Here is a 12290-nt window from a genome sequence, read left to right on the forward strand (position 1 = left end):
TATATTGCTAATCCTGTGCTTGTTTCATTGCTTATAAAATCTCAAAGAGCATCAATTCATAGCCAGGCAGGCTGTCCGATAACTCCAAAACCCTACAAAACTGATACCAAGAACAATTATACAGATTATAACTTTTATGACCAGATTTGCCATCTTGTTCTTTACAAAACGATCGAGGAGCGCGGTGATACCATAAACAGTAAAATACATGAGCGGTATCAACATCGGCATACTATACCGTCCCTGGGGCTGGTAGTCGATCGCGTACGAGGCATACAGATTCAGGATATTCGGAATGATAAGCGCAAGGATCATGAACCAATTGAAAAATCCTTTTTCCTGCCATTTTCCATCTTTGCGAAGGGCTAACAGTTTGGGTATTTCGATGATACAGCCTAAAATGCCAACCGCAAAGATAATCTTATAAATGGTATAGCAAATCGCAGGAAGTAAAACGGCCATCTCTTTAAAGATACCAATGAAACTCTTAAACGTATCAGAATGCCATTTCCACTCCCAGAACAGCATTTTCAAGGCTTCGGATGCTGAGACGCCGGACATCTTAATCGTCCAGTGTTTGGACGGCTTGAAAGCATCCTGGGCGTGCAGCTCGCCGCAGATATCCCTGGCAGTTAATCCAAGAAAATCACCTTGATAAAGTATCGCATTTCTGATAAACCACCAGCCGGCCAACAGCAGGAAAACGGCCAACACAACAAGGCCTTTTAGGATCATGCTCTTGAAATCCCATTTTTTGTCCTGGCAAAGGAGGATCGTCAGACAGAACAGGAAAAAGCTGCACAGGAGGAAGCCATAGGCGGTCACATAGGAGAGGGCGCATAGAGATAACCCAACGCCAAGCCAGATACAGCTTTTGATATCCCATTTTCTCTCCAGTCCGATGATCCAGCTGTAGATGATCACAGCGGTACTGAATATAGCCATGCTTTCGCAGTTCATATAAGAATTCAGGTACACCATCTGAGGCAGGAAAGTGACGAGAAAAATAAAAATCCAACCGTTCGCTTTCGCTGGGAGAAGCTTCCTGGCAATTTTAATAGTGAACCACACGGTACCTGCTCCGAAAAATACACTTGCCAGCCGTCCGACAAAAATCAGGATGTGCAAGTCCTCGGTAAACAGTTTAGCTACCCGGATAAACAGCGCGCTAAAAATATGGGGAATATAGGGCTGAAAAGCATAGCTGAATCCCCAGATCGGATTAATGATGGAAGGGTCGTCACCTCTGGGCAGGGACCAATGTTCCACCAGATAGTTTACAATGTCATAGCGCATCAGTTCATCGGGACCATCCATATAGGAGGACTGCCAGGCCCACAGCAAAAAGAATACCGCCGCAAGGCCGACGAAAACCAAATCAATCACCAGCTGCCTATTTTGTGCATTGCCGGCAGTCATATCCCGGGTTTGAATCTTAGTCATACAATACCTCGCAATCCCAAACGTCTACACCGCTGTCCTGGAAGACACCTCGTAGCCGTTCTCTTAATTGTTCGTGGGTAACTCCCTTTTTCATGATTACCTGTATAAAGCCGCCTCCGCCGGCCCCGGCGATGAAGCGGGCGTCGATCAAATCTTCGCAGGATAAGAATATCTGATCGATACAGGTGTTCGTGGAACCGTGGTCCAGCTGTTTGGAGAGTTCCCAATGTTGATTAATCAGTTGTGCAAAGCCATCCACATTATCACGTTCCAGTTCGAATTTCATCAGGGCTGCCAATCGCTGAATATCGTGAAGGGCATGGATAGACTCCGGACGGGAGCCGATATAACCGCCGACCACATCTCTGAGAAGATTCCGGGCCAGCCTGCGCTGTCCGGTGTAGATCAGAGCAAACCGGTCGTTTATCTCTCTCTTCGTCTGTTCGGAGAGATGGACCTGTTCTACCTGGATCTTCTGCAGAATTCCGGGCGTAGTGGTGCAGTATTTGACGCCCGGAGTGAGTCCGCCGACCTGATCCTGCCAGCCGCCGCCGGTACTCATCACCTGCTCCATACACAGGACAATATCATATAATTCATTATCCGACAAGTCCTGTCCCAAAAATTCAAAGATCCCTTTTACGCAGGCACCGGACAATATGCTGCTGGTACCCAGGCCGGAGCCCTTGGGTACGCCAATGACCTGGGTAGACAAGTAAATGCCGCCGCCCAGTTTCTTCAAATGTTCGCTGAGATTACAGGGGCCTTCCAGAGGAATCACGCCGCAGGCGATCAGTGCGGCCTTATGAAGGGCAAACGGGTCAAAGGGATCGTGGCAGTTCTGGATATCTGCTGCGTCCTCGACGGTACCAAACACGCCGATGTCCTGGCTCTCGAACTCCACATGGAATTCCGGGAGGCGTTTTAATGTGATCTGGATCGGCAGACTCCCGCGCAGCTTCAGCGCAGCGTTCAGGACGACACCACCGCATTCATTGCAGTGCGGAGGTGTATCTGACCATCCGCCGCCCCAGTTGACACGGACAGGAAGGCTCACATCTACGCGGTCTTTGCAGATGCGGTAGGAATCGCTGTTTTTAATGTTAGCGATTACACTGTTATAGATTTCCTGCTGTATGGTCTCAAAACAGAGGCTTTCCACTTTATCGTAGGAGTATTCACCGATGGTCAGGGAATGTTCCTTCATGAAGCGGGAGACTGCGTAGTAAATTCTTATTTTGGTAGAGAATGAAGCCGCTTTTGCCTTTTCTAAAAGTAAATCAAACTGGTGGTGGCGGATGCCGGAGATGCCGAAAACGTTTAGGGCATCTTTATAATAGACTCCGGATTCCAATTTGTGAATGAACTTATCCACCAGAATCCGGGTTTTTAGTTCCTGAGTCCAGGGGATGACGGATTTGACGTCTGCTTCGTTGAAGCTGGAATACAGGCTCATTCGGGGGGCTGCTTTCCAAGCTGCTATCTCGGCGGCGGATGGTGCTGCATAACTGGCAGATCCAATTGAACGGGTCATGTTATAGAGAATGAGGGCATAATGAACAGCCTGTTCCATGGCGTCACAGACAGGGTACAGGTCGGCGAACCATAGATAGGAAGGCTGATCCGGCCAGAGATCCGTTTTAGACAACTGGTAGCGGTCCATGAATTTACGGATGGGCTCTCCAAGGAATAACGTATCCTGAGCTAAAGTTCCCTTTGGATTGTCGCAGACACCGTAGATGCGAACGATGTATTTACCGCTTTTTAAGCGAAGTCCGTGAAGTACGACGTCATCGGGTACGGAACTGTCCTGTAAAGTGAGATTGGATATAACCGAGCCGTTTCCAATATTGGAAGAACCCAGGATGTTACTATTTTCAATATAGGAGTTGACACCAACACTGGAAGCGTCCTCGATAAGGCTGTTGTGGGAGGCAAAAGGTACCGTGTCGGGTACATTCGTGATCACACAGCGCTTCCAGTCCAGGAATTCATAGTCTGTGATATCTGTGGTAACCAGGGAGAGGAGTTCAGCTGTGGTCCCGAAGTGTATGAATTCGGCCGGAGAAAGACAGAGAAGTTTCATATTGAAATCGTGGAGCACTTCCCATAGTTTTGTTCGGCAATCGTGGAGTTCAGGACAAAATTCACCCTCAGGTGCTTCCTGGTAATACTGTTCTAGTGTGGATTTGCGGGCCAGGGGATATAGAAAATCACCATAGAAACTGATACGTGATTTCTCATTGACAAATTCGTTGAATTTGGCCTGATCCGGCTGATTATTGGTACTGATCAGGGAGTAGAGCGCGTTTAACAGGGAGCTGTCCATAATGACGGCGCCGGTGTCAAGGTCTACGTGATCGTGGTCGTTAACGGCTCCCAGAGCGCGGAGCTGTTCGATGGATTGTTTGTGGAGAAAGCGATCTACGTGGTCATGACCGTCATTTAAGAAGACCCCGTGATCCTTGCCGGTGTTTACATGTTCTTTGATGGAAATGGCTGCCGCGCCGTGGTACTGGAAATCCAGCTGAAGCGGATTGAACAGCAAAAGAACATCGCCGGATAGAATGAGCATGCCTTCCTTGATGCGGGAAGGAATGCCGGACATGGCGATGATGAATTCATCAAATAAGGTGGACGGATAGCCGTTGGGCAGTTCCCTGGGAACCGGGGAGAAGAGCTTGCCGCAGGCGGAGTACTGGGGGACGCGCTTGCTGTCGCCGCCGGAGTGGATGACCAGGATACGCTTGTTGGCGAAATGGTTAGAGGAGGCGGTTGAGGATTCGGGGGATTGGGCGTCTGTGTCTATGGTCACTGCGTTTTTTTGAATGTCTTGTTCCGCGATGTAACGTAAGACGTTAAAGGTGGCACCACCGGAGCCGACCCGCTTGCCGTCGGGGTCGGGGAGGACGACGTATTTGGTCGTCGCGGGGAGAAGGTGGTGCTTGAGGCGGAAGCTGATCTGGGACTGGTAGGCTTCGGCCTGGTCTGCATTTGAGGCGGTCAGGATGATGTAGTCCCAGCGGATGTAGCTCTCGTTTTGGATGCTTTTTTCGTAGTCTTCCCAGGAGTCTAGGTAGCTTTGACGGAGGAAGAGGTGTTTTATTTTTTTGTATTCGGGTGTTTGCATTTGGGTATCCTCACTATTTTGGAATAATTTTGGCTGCTATTACTTTAAATAGCTGATTTTATATGATTGGTTAACAGCCTTCTTATTAAGTATAATAACATACCTTTGAATATTTTCAAAGATTGCAGTGATTTTTTATCTCTTTATGGTCTTTATACTGGTATATAAATTGAGAGTTCTTCAAAACCGTTTATATTATTCTATAACTACTAATTGTTCTATGTTCTGTCGTAATATTGCTTCTTTATCTATCTTAAAGTTATTAATTTATAAATAGTTATAGCGGAGAGAAGGGGTTTGATTGGGAAAAGACAAAAAAATTGATGATATCTACAGTATGTAGTAAAAACATTTCGCAAAAACATTTCAAGAAAAATTAGTGAATATATTAATCAAATGAGTTATAATCTTGATTATAGATGAAATTGCAATCTTTTATAATTATAGTTACATCAAGAGTAACAAAGTATAAGCAGAATATTATATTAATATGTGATAAATAATATATAAGTGTTATTGATTGACAAAAGTTATTGCTTTTGTTAAACTTACACCGTCAGTTACTACTTATAATTAGAGTTATAATGAGGTAGAAGATGTGAAAAGCCGTGAACAGTTTAAAAGGATAATTATGACAGTGGCAGCTTTGGTGATATTAACACTCCAGACTGCCCTGTTTTGGTATATATGGTATAAACATTTTAGTGATTCAATACCATTACCTTTTTGGCGCAGAGGTAACTGGGTAGTTGTTGGTTTGTATGCAATAATACTTATATTCTTTTCTAAAGTATATGGAGCTTTGAAAATAGGATATCTCAGGATTGCAGAAGTTATTTATTCACAAATTTTATCGGTTTTATGTGTAAATGCTATAACTTATATACAGATTTGTTTAATAAATAGATGGTTTGTGAATCCACTGCCTTTATTTTATATGAGTATTGGGGATATTATCCTTATTATAATTTGGGCGTTTCTTTCCAAACGGATCTACATGAAATTATTTCCTGCTCGAAATATGCTGATAGTGTATGGAAATTATAATATAAATGAATTAGTAAGAAAAATGAATTCCAGAAATGATAAATATAATATAACGAAGTCGATAGCTATTAATGCAGGGATTGATAAGATAATAGATTTAATTAAGGCTTATGATGCGATAGTATTATGTGATATACCGTCTAAGGAACGTAATTTGATTTTAAAATATTGTTTTGAAGAATCTATACGTGCATATATAACGCCCAAGATATCGGATATTATTTTAACAGGAACGGAAAAAATACATTTATTTGACACACCACTTTTGCTATCGAGAAATCAAGGACTCAGTATCGAACAAAAAATTCTAAAGAGGATATTTGATATAATTTTATCAATCATAATGCTAATAATAACTATGCCTGTTATGCTTATTATCTCAGTTGCAATCAAGTGTTATGATGGTGGTCCTGTTTTTTATAGGCAAAAACGATATACGATAGATAAAAAGGTATTTAGTATTTATAAATTTAGAAGTATGACTGTCGATTCAGAACGAGACGGAGCTAGACTTGCTAGAAAGAATGATGATAGAATTACGCCAATTGGTAAAATATTAAGAAATATACATTTTGATGAATTACCTCAGCTTATCAATGTTTTATTGGGAGAAATGTCAATGGTAGGCCCTAGACCTGAAAGACCTGAGATCAATGCTTTATACGAGAATAGTATGCCAGAGTTTAATATGAGATTAAAAGTAAAAGCAGGACTTACTGGTTATGCCCAAGTATATGGAAAATATAATACAGTCCCTTATGATAAATTAAAATTAGATTTATTTTATATTGAAAACTATTCATTTTGGTTAGATTTAAAACTCATACTAATGACATTTAAAATTTTATTTCAAAAAGAAAATACTGAGGGCATTGATGATAATCAGATAACTGCTGAAAAGTTAAGGAAGTAGTTTTTTATGGAGGTATAAATGGAATTTAGGGATAAATTTTCATTTTCTGTATTAATGTCTATTTACATTAAAGAAAAGCCCAATAATTTGCGAGAATGTTTGGATAGTATTCTATCTCAAAGTGTAGAATGTGATGAAATAATAATAGTAGAAGATGGCATATTGACAGATGATCTATATAAAGTAATTGATGAATATAAAAGAAAATTTAATAAGATCAGAACTTATCAATTTGAAGAAAATGTAATGTTAGGAAGGGCATTGGCTAAAGGAGTAGAATTATGCAAATATGATTTAATTGCTAGAATGGATACAGATGATATATGTTTGCCTAATAGATTCGAAAAACAATTAAAATTTCTAAAGGATAATCCGGATATTACAGTCGTAGGTGGAAGCATAATTGAATTTGACCCAAATACAAATATAGAACTTATAAAAAATATGCCAACAGATTATTATACTATAAAAAAGTATGTTAAATTTAGAAATCCAATGAACCATATGACTGTTATGTTTCGAAAAGGGGAAATACTTGCTGCTGGTAATTACAAACATTGGCCTTACTTAGAGGATTATTATTTATGGAGTAGACTCATTGTTAGAGGAGAGAAGTTATGTAATATTGCAGAACCATTAGTAAGGGTAAGGGTAGATAACAATTTGTATAAAAGAAGGGGTGGAATAAAATATTTCAAAACATATTTAAGATTGCGACGGGAACAATTTAATATAGGGTTATTAGATAAAAAAGAATTAGTGTTTAGTATATTTTTTACTAGTATAATTACATTGATTCCAAGTAATTTTCGTAAAGTTTTATATAAAAAATACTTACGTAAATAGTAAATATGGAGTTTTAATTATGATACGTATATTACAGGTAATTGATAAAATGGATATTAGTAGTGGAGTTTATTCCATGCTGATAAATTATTACCGATTCATAGACAAGGAAAAAATTATATTTGACTTTGTAGTTCATGATGAAGTGTCTGAGGATTTGAAAGAATATTATATAGACAAAGGTTCAATCATATATAAATTATCAGACTTATCATTTAAAAATTTATTTTCAAATGCAAAAGTTTTTACAAGAATATTAGAATCAAATAAATATAGTATTATTCACATTCATATACCTAATATTGCGTTTTTATATTTTAATATTGCAAAGCGATGTAAAATACCAATAAGAATAATGCATAGCCATAATTCTGTTGGATCTGAAATATTATGGAAACGTATAAGAAATAAAATTCTTAACCAAATAGGCTTGTTTTATGCAAATAGATATTGGGCTTGTTCTAAATTAAGCGCTAAATATTTATTTGGTAATAAAAAAATAGAAACTGAAAAATTTAAGCTAATAAATAACGCAATAGAAGTCGATAAATATAAGTATAATCAACTTATTAGATGTGAAAAAAGAAATGAATATAATTTGAATAATAAATATGTGATAGGAAATATTGGTAGATTAGCGGTACAGAAAAACCAAGAATATTTAATTGATGTTTTTTATGAATTTCATAAAAACAATTTAGATAGTATTTTATTAATAATAGGCGAAGGAGAATTAAAATCTAAAATTGAAAATAAAATATCTGATTATAATTTGAATGATTCAGTTTATTTATTGGGTGCACGTAAGGATGTTAATGAGATTCTCCAAGTAATTGATGTATTTGTATTACCTTCATTATTTGAAGGTTTACCAGTAGTGAGTATTGAAGCACAAGCTGCTGGTCTAAGATGTATTTTATCTGATACTATTACGAAAGAATGTAGTATTACAGAAAATGTTATTTTTCTTAATTTAAAAGATAAATATAGTTGGTTAAATGCATTAACAAATTGCAGAAAGTATAATAGAATAAATACCGATCAATATATAATTAAAAATCATTATTCTATTAGCGAAGAAGCGGTTTATTTACAAGAATGTTATTTACAAGAATATAATAATTTACTGATATGATATGGAGGGAATAATGAAAAGAATTAAAGAGTTTTTAGGAGGATTTTTACATTATAAAGCTTTATTATATGAACTTGTTGTCAGAGATATAAAAGTACGTTATAAGAGATCTTTTCTTGGATTATTATGGACTATAGTAAACCCGCTTTTAACCATGGCTGTTATGACTTTGGTTTTTTCCCATCTATTTCGTTTTGAAATAGAAAATTTTACGATATATTTTTTGACAGCAAATATTATGTTTACTTTTTTTACAGAATCTACAACTAATGGTTTACACTCGATAGTTGATAATGGAAATTTAATTAAGAAAGTATATATACCAAAATATCTTTTTCCTGTGTCTAAAGTTATGTCTGGTGTTGTAAATTTGTTTTTTTCTTTTATAGCATTAATAATAATGATGATAGTTACTGGGTCTCCATTTCATTTGACAATGTTACTTACTCCTATAGTTATGATATATTTGATCATGTTTTCAATGGGACTTGCTTTGATTTTGTCAGCTTTTATGGTTTTTTTTAGAGATATAGCCCAATTATATGGTATTTGTACACTGCTTTGGATGTATTTAACTCCTATTTTTTATCCAGTTTCGTTATTAAAAGATAATGCACCATGGGCTCTTAGTATTAATCCAATGTATTATTATATTGATTATTTTCGGATGATTGTTTTGGAAGGTGGAGTTCCCAGCTTAAGGATGAATATTATATGCTTTTTAATTTCATTTATTGTACTTTTAGTAGGTTTAGTTATTTTTTATAAAAAACAGGATAGATATATATTATATATTTAGAGGAGTGTGTGATGGACACTAATATAATTAAAGTAAAAGATTTGTCTATTATGTTTAATAAAAGTTCAGAAAAAGTTGATAGTATAAAAGAATATACTATAAAGTTTGTAAAACATCAATTAATGTTTGAAGAGTTTTGGGCTTTAAAGGAAATATCTTTTGAAGTAAAAAAAGGGGAAGCTCTTGGTATTGTAGGATTAAACGGGTCAGGTAAAAGCACATTACTTAAAACTATAGCAGGTGTGTTAAAACCAACAAAAGGGTCAGTTGAGGTTAGTGGTAATGTAGCACCCTTGATCGAGTTAGGGGCTGGATTTGATGATAATCTGTCAGCCAGGGAAAATATATTTTTAAATGGCGCAGTTTTGGGATATGATCGTCCTTATATGAGAAAACAATTTGAGGCAATCATGGATTTTGCTGAATTATGGGATTTTGTTGATGTACCCATTAAGAATTTTTCCTCAGGTATGACAGCCAGGCTAGGTTTTTCAATTGCAACGATGAATGTACCAGATATTTTGATAGTAGATGAAATTTTGGGTGTCGGAGATTTTAAATTTCAAGAAAAATGTGAGAAAAGGATGACAGAAATTATTAATAATGGAGCGACAATAATATTTGTGTCTCATTCTATCAATCAAGTAAGGGATCTTTGCTCCAGAGCTTTATGGTTAGAAAAAGGTAAGAAGATAATGGATGGCCCGGTGGAAGAAGTTTGTGACAATTACATGAATGAGAAAAAGTGAGGTAAACTATGGAATTTGATTATACACAAGAGCCAGGTAAGGTTCTATATGAATCTGCACAGATTAATGATGATTTAGGATATCCATTAATATCCATTATTACTCCATTTTATAACTCTTCGAAATATTTTGAACAGACTTATAATTGCGTTTTAAATCAAACTTTTCCATGGTTTGAATGGATAATAGTAAATGATGGAAGTACGGAAGATATAAATGATGTTATCAAGTTGGTAGATCAGGATATTAGAATTAAGCTTATTAATCAAGAGAACAAGGGACAAGCGAGCGCCAGAAATAGAGCTATCAAAGAGTCAAATACAGACATTATAGTCCCTTTAGATGCTGACGATTTAATTATCCCAACGTTCCTCGAGTATATTTTCTGGGGACTTTATTTTAACCCCGAATGTAGTTGGTGTTATACGGATTCGGTTGGATTCCAAGAAGATAACTACGTTTGGTCTAGAGAGTTTTCGTCTGATATGATGAAGTATAATAATATATTAGTTTGTACAGCGGGAATTAGAAGAAATGACATTTTAGAGATTGGCTGTTATGATGAAAGTAGACAACATTATGACGAGGATTGGAAGTTATGGCTGGAATTATTAGCTAAAGGGAAAAAACCGGTACATTTGAACGTGATTGGTTTTTGGTATAGACGTACTTCATCTGGTATGGGGAAAAGGTTAAGAAATAATGATAGACTTTTAAAACAATCAAATGAATTAATATCAATTTCTGCTAAAAAAATTAAAGAACCTGTTTATGCTACCGAATTTCCTTTAATGGGTATCACTAATCGTTTTAAAAGTCCTGTTAAACATATGTGGAAAAGATATAAAGAGTCATCCAATAGTAAGACAAATGTGCTTATGATAATACCCTGGATGGAAATGGGCGGGGCTGATTTATTTAATTTGGAAGTTGTGAAGAGGATTAATAAAAATAAATTTAATATTAGTATTATGACGACTACTTATGCGGAAAATAGTTGGAGACAAAAATTTGAGAATGAAATACAAGAAATATTTGAATTGCCTAAATTTTTAGAGATTACTGATTATGCAGAGTTTATCAGCTATTATATAGTGTCGAGAAAAATTGATGTTATCTTTCTTTCGAACTCGTATATAGGTTATTATTTATTACCATGGTTAAAAATAGAATTCCCTAAGATAAAAGTAATTGATTATGTTCATATGGAAGAATGGTATTGGAGAAATGGCGGATACGCCAGATTGTCCGGAGCTTTTGGAACGTTAATTGATAAAACATTAGTTTGTAATAACAAAACAGAAAACGTACTATACGATCATTTCGAGAGAAAACATAATACTGTTAGTACTGTTTATATTGGTGTAGATAAGGATATTTTTAGTAATAAGGGAGTTAGAAAAGGTTATTTACATGAAAAACTTAATATAGATGCCGATAGACCAATAGTGCTTTTTCCTTGTAGGATACATCCTCAAAAGCGCCCCTTTTTAATGGTTGCAATAGCAGAAATGTTACAGAAAAGGTATAAAGAAATTGCATTTGTTGTTGTAGGAGATGGTCCGCAGCTTGGTGAAATGCAGTCTCTTATTAGAGAAAAAAACCTTGATAAAATAGTATATTTTAATGGACGCCAAAATGATATGAGACCTTGCTATGCAGATGCATTTGTTACACTGATTTGTTCTTTGAAAGAAGGATTGGCATTAACGGCATATGAATCTTTAGCGATGGGGGTACCGGTTATTACATCTGATGTAGGTGGTCAAGCTGAATTAGTAGATGAATCGGTTGGGTGTGTACTGCCTTTATATCAAAATGAAGAAGATTCTTTAGACGAACGTATCTATGAAAAAAAAGAAGTTGAGCAGTATGTGAATGTAATAATAGAAATGTTAAAAGATAATGATAAGTACTCTATAATAAAGGAGAACTGCCGTAAAAGAATTGAAGAGAAGTTTTCGTGTGACATTATGATAAATAATATTGAACATGAAATTCAAAAAGTATTATCGGTAAGTAATGTGCAGGAATATAATTATGAAGCATTGGCAGCTGAGTTTATTACTCTATACACAGAATATGAATTGCTAGAAAATTATGCTAACAATGTTAACCATCCAATAAATGAAAAAAGTGAGTTGCTGCGAATGGCAAACTCTAGATTAGGTTCAAAGCTAATAAAAATAGCATTTAAATTAAGATTAAATAAATTATTTAGATAGGGA

At 36.4% G+C, this 12290-nt stretch carries 8 protein-coding genes; 6 read left to right on the plus strand and 2 right to left on the minus strand.

The genetic code is table 11. The annotated features are described in order from the left end of the window. Positions 1 to 51: 51 nt before the first annotated feature. A complete protein-coding gene (locus ABC831_RS13025) occupies positions 52 to 1443 on the minus strand; it encodes an ArnT family glycosyltransferase (RefSeq protein ID WP_343248561.1) in 1392 nt (463 codons plus the stop codon). Then, positions 1436 to 4573: a fucose pyrophosphorylase domain-containing protein gene (locus ABC831_RS13030; protein ID WP_343248562.1), complete on the minus strand. Its 3138-nt coding sequence runs from the start codon at positions 4571 to 4573 to the stop codon at positions 1436 to 1438. The genes ABC831_RS13025 and ABC831_RS13030 overlap by 8 nt, the downstream gene beginning before the upstream one ends. 598 nt (positions 4574 to 5171) lie before the next feature. On the opposite strand from ABC831_RS13030, the gene ABC831_RS13035 reads away from it, so the two are divergent. From ABC831_RS13035 to ABC831_RS13060, 6 genes are read left to right on the plus strand one after another with little or no spacing between them, the layout of a single operon-like run. Continuing rightward, positions 5172 to 6533, plus strand: coding sequence for an exopolysaccharide biosynthesis polyprenyl glycosylphosphotransferase (locus tag ABC831_RS13035; protein WP_343248563.1), 1362 nt, complete (start codon positions 5172 to 5174; stop codon positions 6531 to 6533). Positions 6534 to 6551: 18 nt separating this feature from the next. Then, positions 6552 to 7379: a glycosyltransferase gene (locus tag ABC831_RS13040; protein ID WP_343248564.1), complete on the plus strand. Its 828-nt coding sequence runs from the start codon at positions 6552 to 6554 to the stop codon at positions 7377 to 7379. Positions 7380 to 7398: 19 nt separating this feature from the next. Continuing rightward, positions 7399 to 8514: a glycosyltransferase gene (locus tag ABC831_RS13045; protein ID WP_343248565.1), complete on the plus strand. Its 1116-nt coding sequence runs from the start codon at positions 7399 to 7401 to the stop codon at positions 8512 to 8514. Positions 8515 to 8527: 13 nt separating this feature from the next. After that, a complete protein-coding gene (locus ABC831_RS13050) occupies positions 8528 to 9313 on the plus strand; it encodes an ABC transporter permease (protein ID WP_343248566.1) in 786 nt (261 codons plus the stop codon). A gap of 11 nt (positions 9314 to 9324) precedes the next feature. Continuing rightward, positions 9325 to 10062 carry an ABC transporter ATP-binding protein gene (locus tag ABC831_RS13055; RefSeq protein WP_343248567.1) on the plus strand — a complete coding sequence of 246 codons (738 nt, stop codon included), beginning with the start codon at positions 9325 to 9327 and terminating at the stop codon, positions 10060 to 10062. Between the two features lie 8 nt (positions 10063 to 10070). Further along, positions 10071 to 12287 carry a glycosyltransferase gene (locus tag ABC831_RS13060; RefSeq protein WP_343248568.1) on the plus strand — a complete coding sequence of 739 codons (2217 nt, stop codon included), beginning with the start codon at positions 10071 to 10073 and terminating at the stop codon, positions 12285 to 12287. Positions 12288 to 12290 lie beyond the last annotated feature (3 nt).

Origin of the sequence: Diplocloster hominis, assembly GCF_032380655.1 — a bacterium.
Classification (GTDB): Bacteria; Bacillota; Clostridia; order Lachnospirales; family Lachnospiraceae; genus Diplocloster; species Diplocloster hominis.

Bases quoted from the DNA above. Each gene is read 5' to 3' on its own strand.
- ABC831_RS13050 (WP_343248566.1), top strand. From the start codon at position 8,528: ATGAAAAGAATTAAAGAGTTTTTAGGAGGATTTTTACATTATAAAGCT.
- ABC831_RS13030 (WP_343248562.1), bottom strand. From the start codon at position 4,573: ATGCAAACACCCGAATACAAAAAAATAAAACACCTCTTCCTCCGTCAA.
- ABC831_RS13040 (WP_343248564.1), top strand. From the start codon at position 6,552: ATGGAATTTAGGGATAAATTTTCATTTTCTGTATTAATGTCTATTTAC.
- ABC831_RS13025 (WP_343248561.1), bottom strand. From the start codon at position 1,443: ATGACTAAGATTCAAACCCGGGATATGACTGCCGGCAATGCACAAAAT.
- ABC831_RS13060 (WP_343248568.1), top strand. From the start codon at position 10,071: ATGGAATTTGATTATACACAAGAGCCAGGTAAGGTTCTATATGAATCT.
- ABC831_RS13045 (WP_343248565.1), top strand. From the start codon at position 7,399: ATGATACGTATATTACAGGTAATTGATAAAATGGATATTAGTAGTGGA.
- ABC831_RS13055 (WP_343248567.1), top strand. From the start codon at position 9,325: ATGGACACTAATATAATTAAAGTAAAAGATTTGTCTATTATGTTTAAT.